The sequence below is a fragment of the Vibrio sp. vnigr-6D03 genome, from assembly GCF_002835515.1.
Taxonomy (GTDB): Bacteria; Pseudomonadota; Gammaproteobacteria; order Enterobacterales; family Vibrionaceae; genus Vibrio; species Vibrio penaeicida.
Genome location: NZ_PIZL01000013.1, coordinates 138,872 through 158,306 on the forward strand (window position 1 = coordinate 138,872; position 19,435 = coordinate 158,306).

The window sequence follows — 19,435 nt, forward strand, 5'->3', positions numbered from 1 at the left end:
TAACCAAACGGTAAAAAGCCCCTGCTCAATGAGCAGGGGCTTTCTGTTAACTTTTGCTGTATCTTTTAGCGCGTTTCATTCCAAAATATGTTGAATAAAATTCTGGTTAGTTTACCCAGTCTCTAAGCGTAAAGGTAACTTGGTGCTTGTCGTTTTTGAGAGTCAATGTGTCTTTCGTTAGAGTGACATCGCTCCACTCTCCTAATGCATCTGACATCACCTGTTCGGTGTCCATCATTTCATCGGAGCACATCATCATGGTCATGCCCATGTTTTCAACACGGAACTGCCCATCTTTTAATTCGCCTTGCCCAAAGTAACCATTGCAACCAGCGAACCCATTAACAGTCAACTTTTCACCGACTTCAATGCTAGGGTGTTTACTGTGTGCCGGTTTTACGTAGTTTTGTCCATCCACCTGAGTCAGGATCCAGTGATGATGTTGTAAATCCTCTTTGGTTACCACCGATGCATCTCCGTTGCTGGTACAAGCTGCCAAAATAACAGGTAAAGCGATAAGAGCGAGTTGCTTTTTCATTCGAAGCTCCAAGAAGTGTTTTCAAAATCCCGTGCAGTATAATCAACAAGTTCAGTTTCTTGTCAATGGAAAGTCATAATAATACTGCCAAGGGTATAAAACCATGACATTTCGTTATTCAATTTTCTTTTAGGAATCTACCCTGATTAACTCTCAAATGGGTAGAGTATGCTGTATTGTGAGTAAAGTGTTATGATTAAGTAGTCATCGCTAAGCATAGGAGGGGATATGGAGCAGTTGGAGTTTTTCAATGTGCCGAGTCCATGTGTTCGAGTATGCACAGTTGACGAACGAGGATATTGCCAAGGATGCATGCGTAACCGGCAAGAACGTTTCGATTGGCTGAACATGACGCCCGCTCAGCAACTGCATGTCATCAAGCTTTGTCGTCAACGCTATCGAAGAAAGATGATGAATCAACGTAATCAAAAAAACCAAACTGAGCTTGATGATACGAGCCCTCAGCAAGACCTATTTTAATCTTCCCAATATTTTAGATGAAATCTCTCTCTTTCATTTATCACCGCTCGCTTAGCGCTTGAATATTTTCCCTAGCGGATTTCAATCCAGAAAAAAAGTAACTTATCATTTTGACTCCACAGAATTTCTAGTTATCACTCGCAAATATTCTATAAATCACATTTACCTGTAGAAAATTGTTCTACTTCGCACAGTAATACTAGTTGCATTAACTATAGTTTTTGCGATTAGAATTCTTTGAGCAGCTTTATCTGCTATTAAGCAGGTTGTCTTAGATTTCTTTTCATTTTCATTTCATCACCACGGGTTGGAGTGGTTTTGGGTGACTTTATAAATGGATGTTGAACTTTGAAGCATCTGAAAATACAAGAACAAGGAATTGACGAAAATGTTGAAGAGAACGCTGATATCGACGTTGATTGGCTGCACTATGGCTAGTAGTGCCTTTGCTATGAACGTACAACCCGATCCACAAAACCCGACAGGGTACATTGTGTCGAAAGTTGATCTGCAAGCTGCTGAAGCGGCAAAGACAGCCGATCCTATGTATGCCATATGGGCTAAGGCGTTGGAGACACGTCTCAATTCAATCGTAGAAGCGATTGATGCAGGGGTAGCAACAAACCCAGATAACGTTAAGCGAGTGGAAAGGGTCTTTCCTCGTAGTGAGTGGGATTTTCTCACTCAAATGGCTGCACCAGAGTATACGTATACTAAATTCTTAAGAGCTATCGGTAAGTTCCCTGCTTTCTGTGGCGACTATACAGATGGTCGCGATGCCGATGCAATTTGTAAAAAATCCATCGTGACGGCTTTTGCCCACTTCGCACAAGAGACTGGTGGTCACATCGCAAAAGATAACGTTTGGGATAACCCATTAGCGTTGGAAGAGTGGCAACAAGCGTTAGTGCATGTTCGTGAAATGGGATGGTCTGAAGGTCAGCCGGGGTATACAACAGGGTGTGGTCAAAACGATTGGCAAAATCGCCGATGGCCTTGTGCGCCAAACCAAGGGTATTTTGGTCGTGGAGCTAAACAGCTTTCGTACCACTTCAATTACGGACCATTTTCCGAGGTAATGTACGATGGCGACGCAACGGTATTGCTGAACAATCCAGCGCTCGTTGCAGATACGTGGCTTAACCTTGCATCGGCAATTTGGTTCTACCTAACACCTCAAGCTCCAAAACCTGCCATGTTGCACGTAATTGACCGTACTTGGAAGCCTTCTCAGCGTGAAATCGATGCTGGAATCGGTTACGGGTTTGGTACAACCATCAATATCATCAATGGCGGTATTGAGTGTGGTGAGCAGAACAAAAATAAAGGTCAGCCAGTTAACCGAATCCGATACTGGGAAGGGCTAGCAGCACACTACAACATCCCAATTGAAGCAGATGAGTCAAATACATGCTGGCAGCAAACTCCTTATGGAAGTTTGAACCTGAATGGTGCGACAGATGTGCTTTATACTAACTGGGAAGCTGATTTTTCATATCATGCCGATCGCCCCGAAGGTGTCTCATATGAGTGTAAACTCGTTGGTTACCAAACCGCATATTCCGCACTTGTCCCTGGTGACTATGAAAAATGTGTGACTAATTTCTATTTGTCACATCAACGCTGGCCAGAAGTGCGTGTAGTGGCTAAGTTAGATCCTGTTCCAACTCCAGGACCTGGCCCAGGTCCAAACCCAGATCCAAATGGATTTATCGTTTGGGAAGCAGGGAAAACAGATGTGGGCGTTGGAGCGAAAGTGACGCATAACGGTAAATGTTTTGTTGCTAAAAATGATCCCGGCGTTTGGGAAACTCCTACTCAGAACAACTGGTTTTGGGAAGAAGTGACTTGCCCGGTTAAGTAAGAACGTCAGAAAAAGCAAAACCCCAGCTGTTGGTAGCAGCTGGGGTTTTTAATTTTTTAGATTTTTCGGGTGGTAAATCCGAGAATCTTTATATGCAAAAGGCTGGATTTATCCGGCTAATTCCTTGGTGAGGAATTAGATGCGGATGAAGTCCATGTGCTCAACTTTTGGCTTGAACGCGTGACGTTGAACGTCTTGCGGCTTAACCTTAACTTCTGCACCGTCAATCACTAGAGTGATTGCTTCGTAGAATTCAGGCTTATCCATTTGGTTGATTAGCTCGTCGTGGTTTAGAGCGATAGAAACAGGCGCTGCTTCACCACCGTAAACGATTGCTGGGAATTTACCAGCGTGACGTAGGCGGCGGCTCGCACCCTTACCTAGTTCAGTACGTACTACTGCTTCGAATTTCATAAGATTTACTCTCAAATAGTAAAATTTAAAGTTCACCATCAACATAGCGACCTAGTCGATGATGCTAGCGCTGGATTAACTTATACAAGTCAATCAACAGCGAGCGCGGATACTACCATTCTGGCTTTCTTGGAGCAAGTAAATTCATACGTTATCAAGTAAGAATACTATTTTTACAGTACGATGAATGGAAAGTGAATCTTAGCCTCACCATGAGTTAATCCTCAGCTTGATAGCTTAAGCGTGACAAACAAGCAGAAGAGAGAGTGGACTTATGGAACCTATCAGCATCATCGTGATCACATTGAATGAAGAAATCCGAATAGCCAATCTGCTAAAAGATTTAAGTCAGCAGACCTATCGGAACTTTGAGGTGATAGTGGTGGATTCTAACAGTGATGATGAAACCATCAACGTCGCGTCTTCGTTTAGTGAAGATTTACCCGCCCTTACTGTACATAATATGAGGGAAAGAGGCGTCAGCTTGGGCAGGAATACTGGTGCTTCAAAAGCTAAACACAATCGACTGCTATTTTTGGATGCAGATGTCCGATTAAGGCCATCATTCTTACAAAATGCAATAGAAAAGCTTTCTGAAACGAAGTTGGAAGTAGCCGGCGTCTACATGGGGGCAAAAGATCTTCCGTTAGCACATAAGGCGGGTTACGGGTTATTTAATGCGGGGCTGTTTGTCACCCAATTTGCGTTTCCAACGGCAGTAGGTGCTTGTATTTTTTCTACCAAAAGAGCGCATACCGATCTAAATGGGTTTGATGAGCAAATTACGTTGTGTGAAGACTGTGACTATGTGAAACGTGCGAGCCAAACATGGCGCTTTCGCTTCCTGCCTATGACATTTGAATTCGACCCTCGACGTTTAGATCAAGACGGTTTTGCTGCAACAGGATGGTTGTATCTAAAAGCGAATGTTAGGCGATTTTTCTTTGGTGAGATGCGTAACCAAGAAATGGAGTATAAATTCGGGCATTACACTCGCTAATGGAAATGCTTACGTTATTCCTTGGCGCATTACTGGATGGACTAATAGGTCCGAATTTAATTGTAATGGGGGAGCCATTCCTACTAAGCGCAGGCTACTTACTTCAGCAGGGAAGTGCTGCAGGAGTAGTGGCTGTGCTTTTAGGGGCATTGGTTGGTGATCAATGCAGTTATTTTATTGGTCGGAACTACGGTTATGCTATTCAACGTATACTTATTCGCATGAAGCCAAGTTTGCGTAGGGTTTTTGCACGAGCTCGGCTTCTGATGTATCGGAGAGGGGCTTGGGTGATTACTCTCGCTCGCTTACTTGGTCCTGTTGCTTGGGTCGTCCCTTTTATTGCTGGAGGAAGCAGGGTAAGTTGGCGTCGTTTTACGCTTTATGATTCCATCGGCATTATCATAGGAGTGGGGCAATTTATATTCTGGGGTTATTTGATTTCTTACGGGCTAGATTCTTTTGATCTACTCACTCAAATTCAAGTTTTTGTAAAAGAGCACATCGCACTCATTTCTCTATTATCTGTTGTTTTTGTATTCAGCTTCTATTGGATTCGAAAAATAGGGGCTAAAAAGGCCACAGCTAGGATCTTGATTTTTGGTGTATTAGGGTTATTGAGTTTGAATTATTATCACTTTTTTATTCAAAGTTACCCTGCAAGTAAACCCACGGCATCAAATCATCACAGTCTTGAACGGGCAGATTTCAATGTTTACCCGGGAAAAGCAGATGTATATGACGCACAGGCAATAAACCTAATATTTATAGGTGAGTCCCCCAATACATTGATGAACAAGATGGGGTGGATAGAGAACCGAACATTTAGCCGAGATCAGTTTAGAGTAAAAGAATATTTAACGATGTTGGATAAGAGGGTTCCTCCTATATCTGATTTGTATTGGAAAGGTGAACCGCAATGGCTGGCGTACCAACTGCCAGGTGACTTATTTAACCGAAGCCATGTGCGCTGGTGGAATACTGGGATTAATCAAGAAACAAACCAGCCAATATGGCTAGGGGCCATAAGCTATGATTCCGGTCTTAAGATTTCTCATTACAACGGTATTGTAACGGTACTTCACAAAATCAACCCAAACGTTGATCAAGAGCGCGATCGCTTTGCAGAGGAAGTCGAACTGAAAACGACGCTTTGGGAATCGGTACCCTTAAAAGTGACATCTCCTAGCGTCATTAATGAATCACAAGATTATTACTCCGACGGGTTTGTTTCAGTTATACAGCCGAAAGCTTTAAATCCGTCAGCTGCACATACTCTGCTATCTAATAAAGACTAGGGTCTGTTGACCTTTCAAGATGATTTTTGCAGCAATTTGTGGGTGATTTATACAAGGCAACGCTCATTAGGTGTAGTCGCTCTACATCAATGAGCGATAACGCAGTAGAAATAAGCCACAAATGCAGCCCGAAGGGTTCGACTAGGCGTCCCCGTTCCCATGTCTTTTACTCTTTGTTGCAAGGTATTTGCTTAGAAATGCTTTTTTTCTTAAAGAATGGGCTACACACCTTGCGCCGCGATTAAAAGGCATAGAACTCGAACAAAATTTAACCACGAAAGGTCAACAGACCCTAATTTGCAGTTGAATAAAAAAGCCCTTGAGTATATTCAAGGGCTTTCGGCTAACTAGATTTTATTTTTTCGACGTGTTGACACAAGTAAGAATAATCCAAACAAAGCGAGCATCGAGGTGGAACCACCACTGGAACCACTTGCTTCGATCTGCTTTTGGGTTGGAGCCGAATCACTTCCGTCTGGCATTCCGTCGTTGTCAGTATCAGGATCCATTGGATTAGTTTTCGCGATGTATTCGCCCAAATTTGTTAGAGAGTCTCCGTCAGCATCCCCAGCGGCATCAGCAGCATCAGTAGGATCTAGATTATGATCGTGTTCCCATTTGTCCGGCATACTATCACCGTCAGAATCTAATTTGTTCGGGTTGGATTTTATCTCAAATTCCTGCAATGCATTCAATCCATCATTGTCTTCATCTGACGTTGCATCGGATTCTAAAAGAGGGTTTAGATTATGCTCTACTTCCCAGCTGTCACTTATACCATCGCTGTCAGAGTCTGATGAATTGGGGTTCGTCTTATACTCATATTCTTGAAGGGCAGTTAGATCATCATTGTCTATATCTGACGTCGCGTCAGATCCTAATAGAGGGTTCAGATTGTGTTCTACTTCCCAGCCATCTGGAAGAAGGTCGGAGTCAGAATCAGAATTCGTTGGGTCCGAACCTACAACATTAATCTCTTCACTGTCACTAAGTAAATCACTATCGCTGTCGGAATTTTGTGGGTTTGTTTGGTGAACGTATTCATCAAAGTTTGATAGCGTGTCAGAATCGGCATCAGAATCTCGATCGGATGGATCGTTTGGATTTAAACCATTTTCATATTCCCAACCATCTGGAATGTCATCGTTATCGGTGTCATGAATTGTTGGATTACTATGGGAATCATTGAGTTCTATATAATCCGAAAGACCGTCATTATCGCTATCAGATAAATTCGGATTTGTACCAACATTGTGTTCTTCTAAGTTGGTTAAGTTATCATTGTCACTATCTAAGCTAGCATCGCCTGCGTTTTGCGGGTCATAACCATATTTGTTTTCCCATGAATCACTCATACCATCAGAGTCTGAGTCGGTCGCAACGAATTTAACGTTATCAATCCAAGCAGAATCAAATCCAGAAGACAGGGAGTAATCTTTAGAGAATTTGAAGTGAAGAGTATTGAGTCCTTCCTGAACGGCAACAGTTACACTCTCTGAGTGATAACCCGATTTCTCAATCACCAAGTTATCGTTTAAGTACATTTCAAAGTAGTCGTAGCTTTCTTCAGATTCGACTGTAAAGTCAAAAGATAATATGCCTGTACCAAAGACATTTGAAAATGTAACCTGCGACGATTGGTTATCTTCAATGTCTTCAGAGACAAAACTTGCCACTCCATGAGTGTTGTTGGAATTTGAAATAATCCAGCCTTTGGTTGCCTCGGGTGGTGTGTTCCAACCAATTGGTGAACCATTTTCAAAAGATTCATGGAGGGTTGATAGTAAAGGTGGGTAAGAGTAGGCATCGTTCGCTCTCGTACCCATTTGATATTCTTGGCTATTTGTAAAGCCATCGGAATCTAAATCTAAAATTGCATCGGTAGAGTCTAGTGGATCCAGACCGATATCTTTTTCCCAACCGTCAGGTAAACCATCGGAGTCAGAATCTACATCGGTTGGTTTTGTTCCAATTCTGACCTCTTCGCCATCATTGATACCGTCATTGTCAGTGTCTGGAACGAGAGGGTTCGTTTTGTATATAAACTCTTGCAAGTTTGTTAAGGCATCACTGTCACCATCCAGTTCAGCATCATTTGCACTCGTTTCATCCAACCCATAAGTGATTTCCCATGTGTTAGGCATGCCATCGCCGTCTGTATCAATTGGTAAATCGTCGCAAATGACACCTACCTGTTGAAATGATTCAAAGGCTTTTTGCCAGTCATACCCTTTGTCTATGGCTGCCAAAATCACTCCGCATGCGCCTTCGACATATGTGGTACTGGGGGTCCAATAAAACCGATTGGCATCCACATAGGCAGTGAATGCTTTTTGAATATTCCACCCAGTCGAGTTTGCGAGTAAGTAAAAAGCGCGGTTGAATACCCCGCTGCTGTAGTGAACATTCATACCGCTATGATAGTTATCGGCATGACCTATAGATCTGCTATCTCTGGTAGGATCTTCTAAATATCGAAGTGCCTGATCCGTCGCTTTGAATATCGTTTCTCCGACCAGCCAATCATTGCTGCCCGTCATAAAGTACTCTGCGGCTTCGCCAGCCACATCTGAAAACGATTCGTTGATGCCTCCAGATTGGTTTGAGTAGATAAGACCGCTGTTTTGCTCGGTAAAACCGTGGGACACTTCATGTGCGACGACATCAAGGCTGACCAGTGGGTAAAAGCGACTGGCACCATCCCCAAAGGTCATTCTTTGACCATCCCAGAACGCGTTTTCGTAGCTGTTACCGTAATGTACTCGCATCTCGAGTTTTTGGCTTAATGGAGAAAGTTGGAACCAATCGTTATATAGGTCAAATACAACCCCACCAAAATAGTGAGCATCGTTTAATGGTGAATACGCGCCATTAATTTCTTTATCAATGTTTGTTGAGCAAGTAAAAGAATGAACCGAGCCTCCATATTTGGAGTGGTTCATGTTAAGAGTTCTAACCCGATCGTTTTCTAGTAAGCACTCAGTTCCATTTTGAGTCACTTCTAGGTGGTTGTATTCTGTCCCGTAATTGTATCGCCCCGTTTTTAGATTCCCACCAGGACCACTTGCTTGAGCATGTGTCATGGAATTCCACGCTTCGATAACCTTTCCTTGTTTATTTACAAACGCGTTGAAACGAATAGGGTTTGCTACGTGACCATAAGGTGTCGCGATGAACGTAACGTGTTTAACCTCGAATGCTTGTTGTTCTTTTAATGCAATGGTGGCGAGGCTATTCTCGCGCTCAAAAGTCCATAACTTTCCTTTCGCAAAATTGGCATCAAAATACGCTTTTGCTAAGTTCTTTGCTTCTAAATCTGTCAGAGTACGAAGAAGTGCGCCTGATTGAACATCTTGATTTGCTCCGACTAATACTTGCCCACCTAACCAGTAGACACCTTGGCCATCAACATGGATTGATACCTGTTTGCCATATACAGGCACACCGTTAATCGTTTGAACGTACCTTTGATGAAGCTGTCCAGAAGATGAACGCACACTTTTTAACAGTTGGAATTCTTCGTTATCCGAAAGTGCGTAAACCTTTTTGAGTGCAGAGAAAACAGCGTTACTGCTCGACGTGACATTGACCGTCTGTTGAACTCCTTGGGTACTTGATAAAGCATTCTGTTTCTGTAAATGATGCAAACTCAGAGAAACAGAATTTGCAGCGATTGCGTTAGGGAAGTAGGAAGCGGGTAAAATTGAAGCGCAAAGTGCGATAATAATTCTATTAGGGCGCAAATTTAACTTTTTTGTAGGCGAGGTTTGCCCAGCATACTTAAACACGGTGAAATATCCTTTTCCTGCATTTTGAAAATGCAGTTTTAACTAGCCAATATATAGTTTGTCTTCCTGACGGGCAGAACTCGAAGAATGTGTTTCTAAATGCAATTTACATTAAATATATGTGTATGGATCTTTGTTGATCGAATAACTTATTGTTTTTTATGTAATGTTTTTGAATTCGTTTTTATAAGTGGTCCATTTAATGATATTGCATTTATCAAAGCAAAGAGTTCATTGGCGACTCGTGATCTAAGCGAGCAAATATCAGATATTGGAACTAAAACCAATAAGTACTTAAGTATTTTTTGGTACTTATACTCAAGCTACCTCAAGAAGCTAGGTTCAGCGAGAATTGCTTGGATTTCAGGCAAGGCACCGATTTGAAGATCTAGTAGTTCTAAATCAAGAATCGATAACGCAGTATGAAATCCAAGCAAACTTGCCCTTGGGAGCTTATCTTCTGTCCCATTTCATCGTCAAATAACTTGGAAAGGACTCGTCATTCCACTGCGTTCTTTTCCTTGAATTGAAACAGAAGATAGAGCTCTGAATCCTGCATCTTGAGGTAGCTTGAGTATATTGGCTTGATTTAAGCTAGGGTAAGCCCTATTCAGAATACTGATTGAAACTAGGCGTACTCATTGCAAATTTCTGGTGGACTTCCATGTACGTACTGAGATAGATCTCATCTATTTTTTCTGCACTTGGGAATTGGGTTGAAAAATCTGGGTGTGCCAAGTCTATCGATAGTTTTGCTGCATTTACGATATGAGCAAGGAACATTCTTGGATCTTCTAATCCAATAGAAATTCGCATCGTCGTGGGGGTGATACCTGCGTCTTCTTGCGCTTTTTCTGAGAGTTCTGAATGCGTTGTCATGGCGGGACAGAGCGCCACCGTATTCGTCTGCCCAAGACTGACCTGCATCCCTATCGCGGGTTCTAACATATCGAAAAATTGCTTATAGACGCCTTGGTTTATAGCTTCACGACCTTCACCTCCTTCCATATCGATAGTAAATAAGGAGGCGGGTAATGATAAATGCATATTTTCCTTGAGAATAGGGTAGTTGGGGCTGCTTTCTAATCCAGGACAAGACACGTTAATATCAGGGTGAGCATCAAATACTCGCGCTAGCGCAAGTGTGTTCACTGACTTTTGAATCACTCGCAATTCAAATGTCTTCATACCGTTCAACACTTCAAATGCTTTATCCGCATCGAGAAAAGCGCCTTTTACGTAGTAAACATTCCAAAAAAGGGTTTCATCCCAGTTGCGTTGGCGAATTTTGCCATTGGCGGTTTCATAGCTAACAGAGTCGCCTTTGGGAATGAACATTTCTTCATTACGCCCAATGACCACACCCGCTGTCGTGGTTCCTGAGCCAGCTAACTCTTTTGTGTATGAATGGATGACAAAATCCGGTCGTTCTAGGGGATCGTCTTTCTTTAAAACTGGGTGTAAAAAAGGGGTTCCAACAGTGGTATCGACCATCACCATCCAGTTTCGTTGGTGAGCGGATTTAGAAATTCCAGCAACGTCTAGAACGTAGCCGTGCGGGTTACATGGACTTTCTAAATAAATATAAATCTGTTTGCCAGCTTGGATTCTGTCTGAGTATTTTTCTGCGACCGTATCCATAGCTTGGGAAAAGTCGCTAGCTTCATAGCCATCTACCCACTCAATAGCGACATCCAGATTGGAAGATTTTCGATACCAGTCGTGTAATAACTGGTATGAGCCGCCATATATATTTCGAGAAGCGATAACGATGTCTTCTCGACCGAGAGTATGGCTAAGGAGCCCATCAATCGCTGCCATTCCGGAGTTAAAATTCCAAGCTAGATATTGATCTGCATTTGTTCCGGCTTCGATATCTACGATGTGATTCGCCAAACTGATCGAGGTTGGATTAAGTAGGCGAGAATAAATTTCATGCAATGGCTCTCTGCCATTGAACGCATCTTCGACCCATTCGGTGCAGGCAAATAGGTACGTTGCCGTTCGAGTAATAACGGGGCTTGCTGAAAAAATGGCGGCAACATTGTCAAAGATTGGGTATGCCCCTTTTGCTGCAAAATGACCGTTATTCGTTGCGATGGATTGATAAGTGGCACGCATTGGGTTTTGAAGGTTATCTAGGATTTTCGCGAGCTGAAATGAGAGAAACCTTTTGGCGTTAAACCATGCAATCCTGTCGCTTTTATCTAAATCGGTTAACCCTTCCATGGTGATTGCCCATAAGTCATGGGTTTTGCTGTTTGCGCTATATAGGGTTGTCGCGAGTTCTACAAGTGTTCGCCCGTATTCGGTTTCGACATCAATCCCAAAATGTTCGGCTTGTTCTATGGCAAGCGCAAAAGCCCCATCTTCAGATGTTGAGTTTCTTAAAGGGCTAAGTTGTTTTTCAGGGTTCATAAAGCATCCTTGCGCGGTTTGGTTAACATATTGTTAATTTTAAGTGCATGCTCTGGGTGAATGATTGCAATATATGCTCTAAATTAATCATTAATTAGCAGGAATTTGTAATTCAGAGTGATATTGAGCAACTTATGGATAGTATTGATAAAAAGATATTGAATGAACTGCAAAGAGATGGTCGGCTAACAAATCAAGAACTGGCAGATAGGGTATCGTTATCGCCTTCCCCATGTTTAAGAAGGGTAAGGGCACTTGAAAAAGAAGGGTTATTACAGGGGTATCATGCTCACGTAGACCAAGAAAAGTGTGGGTTACCAATCAATGTTTTTGTGCTAGTTAAGTTAGAAAAACCGACGGAAGATAACATCCGCCAGTTTGAGGCGATGGTGCAAGACATGGAGGAAGTGATGGAATGTTTCTTAATGACGGGTAGTCACGACTATCTCTTGCGTGTGGTCAGCCACTCTTTACAGACTTACGAAAGGTTTATCCGTAAAGAGTTGACTTGCTTGCCGCATATTGAGTCGATAGAGTCCAGCTTTGCGTTCGGACAGGTTAAAAAGCAATTTGCACTGCCCATTCGCTAACGCTTTTTCTGATTCGTACACAAGTTTATGATCAGTTTGGCTTTTGTGCCGCCTGAGTCGCTGTCTTCCAAAATAAGCTGTCCTCGGTAACTGTGTGCCATTTCTTGAACGATATTTAAGCCCAATCCAGACCCTGGTGTTTCCTCATCGAGGCGAACTCCTCGTTTCATGACAAGATCTTTCTTTTCATCCGGAATTCCCGGGCCATTATCTTCAACAACCAATGCTACTTGAGTGTCGGAAACGGGTTCTGAATAGACGCGGATCTGAGATTTTGCCCATTTATAACCATTCTCAAGTAAGTTACCCAGCATTTCATCCATATCTGTCGCTTCAACCGCAACTTTTAAGTCTGAGTTTAACTCGTTGATAAGCAGGATTTCTCTGTCTACGAATACTTTATCAAACGCGATGGAAATCGCATCTACTTGGTCACTTGGTTGGCAACTAACAGCCAAAATATGCATTGATCCCGCCATTCGAGCGCGCCCTAAGTGGTAATCAATTTGCTGCTGTAAATTGGAAAGGGAGGGTTCGAGTTTTTCTTTGGTATCCGGGTCGAGTTGAGATACTTCGTTTTTAAGTACGGAAATGGGTGTTTTTAATGCGTGAGACAAATTGCCCGCGTGATTTCGAGCTCGTTGCAATAATTCCTGATAATGGAAAAGCAAGGCATTCAAATCCGATGTTAAAGGTTGAACTTCTTTAGGGTAGTTGTTTTCTAGGGAGTTTTGCTCACCTGAGCGCAGCTTATGTAACTCTTTCTGCATTTTCCCAAGAGGTCGGAGCGACCAAGAAACTTGAAGACCAATTAGAGTTAGGATGCCGACAAAAAGCAACATAAGAACCAGAGATATCTGACCCATTAAAGCGTGAAGTGTATCTTCTAGCGGCTGTTCATCTAACCCAACCGTGATGGTTATAGGTTCTGAAAAATCGGGTAAGTAAATGTTTCTTTGGATATATACGAGTTTTTCGCCATTCGCCCCTCTTGCACCTTTGAAGCGCTTAAAGGTGATTAATTGGTCCCATAATGAACGCGAACGCATGACTTGGTTTTCAGTGACAGCCATCCAATACAAGCCACTATAAGGGCGGTTAAACCGAGGGTCAGATAGCCTAAATGGCATAACCATTCTACCTTGGCTATCTACATCAATGTTGGCTGTGAGCTCGTCCAGAGATAGGCTGAGTTGCTGTCGAATATCTTCTTCTAGATAATCTTTGATTAGATTGGGGATAAGAAGACCAGCTGAGAATACCATTAACCCTAACCAAATAACCGCCCCAGCAAGAAGGCGGTTTCTTAGGCTTAAGTGGCGTACAAAAGCGGGTTTAATTAGCATTCAGTTGATACCCAAGTCCACGCACTGTTTTTATTACATTTGGCGCGATTTTTTTTCGAATTCGTCCAATAAAAACTTCGATGGTATTGGAGTCTCTGTCGAAGTCTTGTTTGTATATATGCTCAACCAGCTCTGTCCTAGAAATCACTTTTTCCGCATTATGCATAAAGTAAGCAACAACTTTGTATTCGAGTGCGGTCAGGCTAATGGCTTGTCCTTGCCACAATACTTTGGAGGTGCGTGTATCTAAGCTTAAATCACCAACCTGCATAATAGGCGATGCATTGCCAGAAGCACGGCGCAGTTGGGCGCGTATACGAGCAATCAATTCAACCATTTCAAAAGGCTTAGTTAAGTAATCGTCTGCGCCGGCATTCAAACCTTCAACACGCTGAGATAAGGTATCGCGAGCACTAAGAATAATGACAGGGGTATTTATATTCTCATCGCGTATACCTTTAAGTACCGTTAGACCATCCAACTTGGGTAGCCCAAGATCCAATACGATCATGTCCCACTCTTCGGATGTCGCTCTGTACAAGGCATCAATCCCATCTTCCGATAATTCGGGAACCCAGCCAGCCTGCTCAAGCGTTTCAATAATTTGCTCGCCTAAGCGAGGCTCATCTTCTATTACGAGTACTTTCATTTTGGTTACTTCTTATTTTGTTTTATGACTTGATTGAGGTTCCTTCCCTTGATTTGCATTAGCTCAAGGGTGCTCGCGTCGTATTCAACTTTAATGACATTGTCGTCGTGTACTAGCCGGAGCTCATATATCCATTGGTCATCATCTTCGTCTAACTCGACTTTAATTACCCGACCATTTAGTTGATTTTCAACCGCCTGATACAAGGCGGAAAATGGTTGAATACGTCCTGCTTGAACAGCTTCATAGACGTCATCCTGATCTTCATCTATTTCAATTCGAGTCCCGTCGTGAGGAACGTCGATCACAATTGAATTTGGAGATTCATCTTGGAAAGCATAGACCTGACTTGCCCCGAGTGGGAGCAGAAGCAGAGCGATAGCTGCAATAGGATGTCGAAACATAGACTTACCTTAAAAGCGATAACTGTAAAGGAGTATAAACAAGTAAAAATGAATAGAAAGTGAACTTAGGCATGACAACAACAATCTGCCAAATTTGAGAATAAATGACGAGTTTGAAGAGAAGTGTGGAGCAAAATGTGGAGCAAAAAAGGGCGCGTTAATAGACCGTTTTCGAATGACCTTTAAGAATAACGCTAGCGCGCTTTTTTATCTCGGTAAACGCGTTTACGTTTATAAGCGATAACCGCAAAGATAATAAGGGCATTAAGCGCGAGCATTTCCTGCGCTTCTGGTATTTTTCCATAGACAAAAGCAAACGCAATCGCGACTGCAATAAAAGCAGCCAGCTTTCTGAAAAGATTGATAAATTGGCTCAAAGTACCCTCGAATAAAAACAGATTACAAAAAAAGCCCGCGTATGGCGGGCAAAAAAAAGATACTTCAATCATAATCGCAGGACGCCTATGAAAAGCGTGCCTAACCGCATATTGCTTAGTTTCTTTTTATCTTTCAACCAATCCGATTAAACAAGTAGGGCAATCAATTCAAACTGACCATTCGGATGATGGATGTGCGGCTATTTTACGTGCAGGATGCTATTGAGTCTTTACTCATTTGCTCAATTGTTTATGAATCTTACACTTTCTTACATATATGCTTTTTTATCATACCTATTCTTCATATGCAACATTGCTTCTATGGAATGCGTTGCCTTGGAAACACTAATGGGAATAGCGGATTTAAAGGGATGGAGTACGAAAACAGGAGTAGGGGATACGTGATAATTCTCTATCACTGGAACGAGTTCATCACCCTCATTGATGAGAATGTCCGGAATCAAACCAATGCCGATTCCTTTCGATATCAGCGATTTTGTTTGATAAATGGTATTGGTGCGATGTGTCGGTGTAAACACGAACTCCTGAGATACACCAGTTTGGTTATGAGCCATTTTATGAACAATCTTTTGCCCCTGCCAATGGTTAGCCACGTAAGGTGATTCGTGTGAGTGAGTGCTCTCTTTCTTAGATCTGCATAAGACGTCAGTAATTTCCCCGATTCTTTTTTGTTTGTAGCTACTGTCTTTAGAAAGACCGACTCGAACTGCTAAATCAATATCATGTTCCATTAGGTCGAGTTGTTGGTCGCTGCAAATCAAATCTAGCGAGACATTCTTGCAGCTGGCAAACGCATCGACTAGCGCAGGTACGACAACACTATCCATGAGTGCGTTTGGAGCTGTCACAGTTATTTTTCCACTGGGCTCTGTTTGCTGCTCTTGTACCTCTTCCCATGCCAAGTTAGCAATGGAATGCATTTCACGGCAGTGGTCATAGAACTTTTGCCCTGCAACGGTGAGAACTTGTTTTCGTGTCGTGCGTTTGAGGAGTGTTGTTTTAAGGTCGGATTCAAGTTGTTTCAAGTGTTGACTTAGCACCGATTTGGATAAGTCCAATCGGTTTGCAGCATTGGTAATTGATCCTTCCTCGACGATGTTCATAAACAGCGTCATTTGACGAAATCTATCCATAATTGTTCTATCTGATTAAACAGTCATTTCTAATTGATTTGTTTTTCTTTACTAATCATAGCGGTAAATTTCTTGTTGTTCACCCATACAACATAGGAAATACGAAAATGTCCCAAGAAACTCTTAACGCTTGTAAGGCTGGGATTGAGGCTTGGCAAAATGCGTTCAATCAAGGAGATGCAGAAGGTTGCGCTTCTCAATATGCCGAGAGTACAGAAATGGTGGCTAAGCCATTTGGCACATTTAAAGGAAGAGAAGAGATAGAAACGTTTTGGGCAAATCTCATTGGCCAAGGTTTTACTGAGGTCGAATATTCCAATATAGATTGGCAACCAGAAGGCGAAGGCGGTTACATTTTGAGTGCCCAATGGCAGATGAACAAAGCCTATGGTGTGGTTCATCGTGAGCATTGGCAGCTTCAAGCCGACGGAAAAGCAAGATTGGTCTACGATGAATTTGAAGTGCTCGGTGAACGCTAAATCTGAATGGTAAGCTCAGAGCTCATCACATAGATCTTAAAGCTTTATTGCGTGAGTTCATCTGCAAAAATCTTGTCGCGCATTGTCCAGAATCGCCCAGATTTTCTTGCAATGACAAACTGAGGCAAGCGGAATCGGTGCTGGTGGTTGACCACCTTTGTGGGTGAGCTCTCTTCGAATGGGCGATGACGGTCTGCCAGATGAGGGCGAACAAACATTTTTTGAAATGTCTCTTTCTGTTTTTTAGTCGTCAGCGACCAAAACTGATGGACCTGAGCATTGTTATCACCGTAATAAGTGACTTTAAGCTGCGGTTTGCCTTTCTCGTTTTTATGAACAGAGAGCTGCATATCCGTGCATTCAAAAACTAACGCATCTTTCAAGTTCAGCGCTTCTTTGAGTTTTTTGTCGGGGTCTACTAATGTAGCGTCGCACTCATGGCAGATACGAGCGGCAATGTCATTATCGGCACCGCATTCAGGACAATATTTCGCACGAAAGCGATAGTCGCAGTGCTCTCGCGTGCCATCTTCTTCTTCGAAGTAGCCTTGGCATTTCCTGCCATAGTGTTCGATTAAGAAGCCTGCTGCATCGAGTTTGCCCCAAAAGCTGTTGTTAAAGCCGCAAGATGGGCAAGGTATGGTGATGATTTCGCTATCAGAATCTGGTTTTGGGTTGCCAATTTCAGGTTGATAAAGGTCGTAACTATTTCCTGCGTAATCGAGCACCAAACATTCGGTTTTTCCGTCCGAAAGACGAAGCCCTCGCCCAACAATTTGTTGGTATAAGCTCACCGATTCTGTAGGGCGTAAAATTGCAATTAAATCGACGTGAGGTGCATCAAAACCAGTGGTCAAAACTGATACATTAACCAAGAATTTGATATCACGATTTTTAAAAGATTGGATAATACGGTCACGTTCTTTGGTTTCTGTATCTCCAATAACGAGTGAGCACTCATTTTCTGGCAAGAGGGAGAGAATTTCCTGAGCATGCCTGACTGTTGCTGCAAAAATCATGACGCCATGTCGGTTTAGAGCTTGAGCAATAATTTGTTGTACGATTTGCGGTGTCGCTCGTTTTGACTGCTCTATCACCATGTCCATCTCGGACTCTTTATATCGTCCGGTGGATGCGGGTTTGAGCTGAGAAAAGTCGTAACTCAATACCGGCGCGTCGATCAACTTTGCCGGAGTAAGAAATCCTTCATCGAGTAGGTAGCGAATCGGAAGTTCGAAAATACAATCACGGAAAAATCGAGGTTCTTCGCTGCGAACCAACCCTCGGGTGTGGTACTGGTATATCCAACCCATACCTAAGCGGTACGGGGTGGCAGTTAAACCAAGAACTTTAATACCTGGGTTTATGGATTGAACATGGCTGATGACTTTACGGTAGCTGCTGCTGGTGTTGTCGGGGACGCGATGACACTCGTCGATAACCAGCAACGAAAATTGGTTTGCAAACGCGTCAAGGTTTCGGACGACAGATTGGACAGATGCAAATACAACTTGTTGGTCTGTTTCTTTGCGCCCTAAACCTGCCGAGTAAATGGAACCTTGCAAATCATACCCTTCGTACTTGGCATGATTTTGCTCAACAAGTTCTTTTACGTGAGCAAGTACTAACACTCTTCCTTTTGCTAGGCGAGCCAATTCAGCAATTACGAGGCTTTTGCCTGCACCGGTTGGGAGCACTATTACCGCAGGTGAGTTATTTTTACGAAAATAATGCACAACCGCTTTAACGGAATCGGCTTGGTAGGGGCGAAGGGTGTACATACAGTAATGAAAATCGTCATTTATTTTTATTTGCTGGGTATAATACCCGACTTAGTAGTTATGAGGTATCCATGCGTTTAGACAAATTTCTCTGTGATGCTCTAGGAGCAACACGTAAAGAAGCCACCAAAATCATTAAAAGTGGCGATGTTACCGTCAATGACACCATGCAAAAAAGTGGTGCCTTCAAAGTAACCGAAGCATGCGACGTTGAATGGCAAGGTCGAACTATCACCATGCAAGGTCCGCGATACATTATGCTGTTCAAGCCGGATGGCTTTGTATGTTCCCATGAAGATGGGTTCAACCACACCGCATTTGTTTTACTAGACGAAGTAAAAATGGAAAACTTGCACTTCGCAGGCAGGCTAGATGTGGATACAACAGGGCTGGTTCTTATTACCGACGATGGTAAATGGTCGCATCGTATTACTTCACCAAAACATAAGTGTGAAAAAACCTATCGTGTGTGGCTTGCTGATCCTGTGCAACAAGAGTATGTTGACCAGTTCAAACAGGGAATTGAGCTCAGAAATGAAAAAGAGCCGACTTTACCAGCCCAGCTCGAAATCATTGATGAAAAAGAAGTACTGCTGACAATTCACGAAGGTAAGTACCATCAAGTTAAGCGAATGTTTGCGGCACTTGGCAATAAAGTAGAAGGGCTCCACCGAGAGCGAATCGGTGACATCTATTTGGATGAAGACCTAGAACCTGGTGAATATCGTTATCTGACCCAAGAAGAAATTGATTCTGTCTATTCTTGATTAAGCCTAAGGGGCGCAAAGCCAGTCACCTTTAGGCATTTTCGTGTCTATAGGTTGGAATTGATATATCTATTACTGACAGTTTTTTCTC

The 19,435-nt window shown here is 42.8% G+C and carries 17 protein-coding genes; 7 read left to right on the forward strand and 10 right to left on the reverse strand.

Annotated features, from left to right (window positions below):
* Nucleotides 1–106: 106 nt before the first annotated feature.
* Nucleotides 107–550, reverse strand: a complete 444-nt coding sequence (locus tag CW749_RS11185) for an META domain-containing protein (RefSeq protein WP_180958385.1) — start codon at nucleotides 548–550, stop codon at nucleotides 107–109.
* A 216-nt stretch (nucleotides 551–766) separates the two neighbouring features.
* Here CW749_RS11185 and CW749_RS11190 point away from each other — a divergent pair, with 216 nt between their 5' ends.
* Together CW749_RS11190 and CW749_RS11195 are read left to right on the forward strand one after the other, a co-directional pair.
* Nucleotides 767–1,018, forward strand: a complete 252-nt coding sequence (locus CW749_RS11190) for a DUF1289 domain-containing protein (protein ID WP_101112180.1) — start codon at nucleotides 767–769, stop codon at nucleotides 1,016–1,018.
* A 388-nt stretch (nucleotides 1,019–1,406) separates the two neighbouring features.
* Nucleotides 1,407–2,882, forward strand: a complete 1,476-nt coding sequence (locus tag CW749_RS11195; RefSeq protein ID WP_101112182.1) for a chitinase — start codon at nucleotides 1,407–1,409, stop codon at nucleotides 2,880–2,882.
* A 135-nt stretch (nucleotides 2,883–3,017) separates the two neighbouring features.
* Here the strand turns inward: CW749_RS11195 and rplY are convergent, their stop codons facing one another.
* Nucleotides 3,018–3,296, reverse strand: a complete 279-nt coding sequence (gene rplY / locus CW749_RS11200; RefSeq protein ID WP_101112184.1) for a 50S ribosomal protein L25 — start codon at nucleotides 3,294–3,296, stop codon at nucleotides 3,018–3,020.
* Between the two features lie 274 nt (nucleotides 3,297–3,570).
* Here rplY and CW749_RS11205 point away from each other — a divergent pair, with 274 nt between their 5' ends.
* On the forward strand, nucleotides 3,571–4,296 hold the full coding sequence (locus CW749_RS11205) for a glycosyltransferase (RefSeq protein ID WP_101112186.1): 726 nt from the start codon (nucleotides 3,571–3,573) through the stop codon (nucleotides 4,294–4,296).
* Between the two features lie 5 nt (nucleotides 4,297–4,301).
* The gene (locus CW749_RS11210; protein ID WP_237322423.1) at nucleotides 4,302–5,591 is read left to right on the forward strand and encodes an LssY C-terminal domain-containing protein; all 1,290 of its coding nucleotides are present in this window, start codon (nucleotides 4,302–4,304) and stop codon (nucleotides 5,589–5,591) included.
* Between the two features lie 347 nt (nucleotides 5,592–5,938).
* Here the strand turns inward: CW749_RS11210 and CW749_RS11215 are convergent, their stop codons facing one another.
* Nucleotides 5,939–9,379 (reverse strand): M4 family metallopeptidase, encoded by a 3,441-nt coding sequence (locus CW749_RS11215; protein WP_101112190.1) that lies wholly within the window; start codon nucleotides 9,377–9,379, stop codon nucleotides 5,939–5,941.
* 606 nt (nucleotides 9,380–9,985) lie between these two features.
* Nucleotides 9,986–11,797 carry a PLP-dependent transferase gene (locus CW749_RS11220; RefSeq protein ID WP_101112192.1) on the reverse strand — a complete coding sequence of 604 codons (1,812 nt, stop codon included), beginning with the start codon at nucleotides 11,795–11,797 and terminating at the stop codon, nucleotides 9,986–9,988.
* Nucleotides 11,798–11,931: 134 nt separating this feature from the next.
* Here CW749_RS11220 and CW749_RS11225 point away from each other — a divergent pair, with 134 nt between their 5' ends.
* The gene (locus tag CW749_RS11225) at nucleotides 11,932–12,387 is read left to right on the forward strand and encodes an Lrp/AsnC family transcriptional regulator (RefSeq protein ID WP_101112193.1); all 456 of its coding nucleotides are present in this window, start codon (nucleotides 11,932–11,934) and stop codon (nucleotides 12,385–12,387) included.
* On the opposite strand, the gene CW749_RS11230 is transcribed toward CW749_RS11225, so the two are convergent.
* The 5 genes from CW749_RS11230 to CW749_RS11250 form a co-directional block, all read right to left on the reverse strand.
* Nucleotides 12,384–13,733: an ATP-binding protein gene (locus CW749_RS11230; protein WP_101112195.1), complete on the reverse strand. Its 1,350-nt coding sequence runs from the start codon at nucleotides 13,731–13,733 to the stop codon at nucleotides 12,384–12,386. The genes CW749_RS11225 and CW749_RS11230 overlap by 4 nt on opposite strands.
* Nucleotides 13,723–14,382, reverse strand: a complete 660-nt coding sequence (locus tag CW749_RS11235) for a response regulator transcription factor (RefSeq protein WP_101112197.1) — start codon at nucleotides 14,380–14,382, stop codon at nucleotides 13,723–13,725. Before CW749_RS11235 ends, CW749_RS11230 begins: the two co-directional genes overlap by 11 nt.
* A gap of 5 nt (nucleotides 14,383–14,387) precedes the next feature.
* Complete coding sequence (locus tag CW749_RS11240; RefSeq protein ID WP_101112199.1) at nucleotides 14,388–14,786, reverse strand: PepSY domain-containing protein; 399 nt, start codon at nucleotides 14,784–14,786, stop codon at nucleotides 14,388–14,390.
* 194 nt (nucleotides 14,787–14,980) lie between these two features.
* Entirely contained in the window at nucleotides 14,981–15,163 is a 183-nt protein-coding gene (locus CW749_RS11245; protein ID WP_126606961.1) for a hypothetical protein, read from the reverse strand.
* A gap of 269 nt (nucleotides 15,164–15,432) precedes the next feature.
* Entirely contained in the window at nucleotides 15,433–16,317 is an 885-nt protein-coding gene (locus CW749_RS11250) for a LysR family transcriptional regulator (protein WP_101112202.1), read from the reverse strand.
* 107 nt (nucleotides 16,318–16,424) lie between these two features.
* On the opposite strand from CW749_RS11250, the gene CW749_RS11255 reads away from it, so the two are divergent.
* Nucleotides 16,425–16,796 (forward strand): nuclear transport factor 2 family protein, encoded by a 372-nt coding sequence (locus tag CW749_RS11255; RefSeq protein ID WP_101112204.1) that lies wholly within the window; start codon nucleotides 16,425–16,427, stop codon nucleotides 16,794–16,796.
* Nucleotides 16,797–16,840: 44 nt separating this feature from the next.
* Here the strand turns inward: CW749_RS11255 and CW749_RS11260 are convergent, their stop codons facing one another.
* Nucleotides 16,841–18,577: a DEAD/DEAH box helicase gene (locus tag CW749_RS11260; RefSeq protein ID WP_101112206.1), complete on the reverse strand. Its 1,737-nt coding sequence runs from the start codon at nucleotides 18,575–18,577 to the stop codon at nucleotides 16,841–16,843.
* Between the two features lie 71 nt (nucleotides 18,578–18,648).
* Between CW749_RS11260 and rsuA the strand changes: the two genes are divergently transcribed.
* A complete protein-coding gene (gene rsuA, locus CW749_RS11265) occupies nucleotides 18,649–19,344 on the forward strand; it encodes a 16S rRNA pseudouridine(516) synthase RsuA (protein ID WP_101112207.1) in 696 nt (231 codons plus the stop codon).
* The last annotated feature ends 91 nt before the right edge of the window (nucleotides 19,345–19,435 follow it).

What these genes read in the sequence shown, in the direction of transcription:
- CW749_RS11225 (WP_101112193.1), top strand. Translation starts at nt 11,932, where the DNA reads ATGGATAGTATTGATAAAAAGATATTGAATGAACTGCAAAGAGATGGT.
- CW749_RS11240 (WP_101112199.1), bottom strand. Translation starts at nt 14,786, where the DNA reads ATGTTTCGACATCCTATTGCAGCTATCGCTCTGCTTCTGCTCCCACTC.
- CW749_RS11205 (WP_101112186.1), top strand. Translation starts at nt 3,571, where the DNA reads ATGGAACCTATCAGCATCATCGTGATCACATTGAATGAAGAAATCCGA.
- CW749_RS11230 (WP_101112195.1), bottom strand. Translation starts at nt 13,733, where the DNA reads ATGCTAATTAAACCCGCTTTTGTACGCCACTTAAGCCTAAGAAACCGC.
- CW749_RS11250 (WP_101112202.1), bottom strand. Translation starts at nt 16,317, where the DNA reads ATGGATAGATTTCGTCAAATGACGCTGTTTATGAACATCGTCGAGGAA.
- rplY (WP_101112184.1), bottom strand. Translation starts at nt 3,296, where the DNA reads ATGAAATTCGAAGCAGTAGTACGTACTGAACTAGGTAAGGGTGCGAGC.
- CW749_RS11260 (WP_101112206.1), bottom strand. Translation starts at nt 18,577, where the DNA reads ATGTACACCCTTCGCCCCTACCAAGCCGATTCCGTTAAAGCGGTTGTG.
- CW749_RS11195 (WP_101112182.1), top strand. Translation starts at nt 1,407, where the DNA reads ATGTTGAAGAGAACGCTGATATCGACGTTGATTGGCTGCACTATGGCT.
- rsuA (WP_101112207.1), top strand. Translation starts at nt 18,649, where the DNA reads ATGCGTTTAGACAAATTTCTCTGTGATGCTCTAGGAGCAACACGTAAA.
- CW749_RS11210 (WP_237322423.1), top strand. Translation starts at nt 4,302, where the DNA reads ATGCTTACGTTATTCCTTGGCGCATTACTGGATGGACTAATAGGTCCG.
- CW749_RS11190 (WP_101112180.1), top strand. Translation starts at nt 767, where the DNA reads ATGGAGCAGTTGGAGTTTTTCAATGTGCCGAGTCCATGTGTTCGAGTA.
- CW749_RS11220 (WP_101112192.1), bottom strand. Translation starts at nt 11,797, where the DNA reads ATGAACCCTGAAAAACAACTTAGCCCTTTAAGAAACTCAACATCTGAA.
- CW749_RS11255 (WP_101112204.1), top strand. Translation starts at nt 16,425, where the DNA reads ATGTCCCAAGAAACTCTTAACGCTTGTAAGGCTGGGATTGAGGCTTGG.
- CW749_RS11235 (WP_101112197.1), bottom strand. Translation starts at nt 14,382, where the DNA reads ATGAAAGTACTCGTAATAGAAGATGAGCCTCGCTTAGGCGAGCAAATT.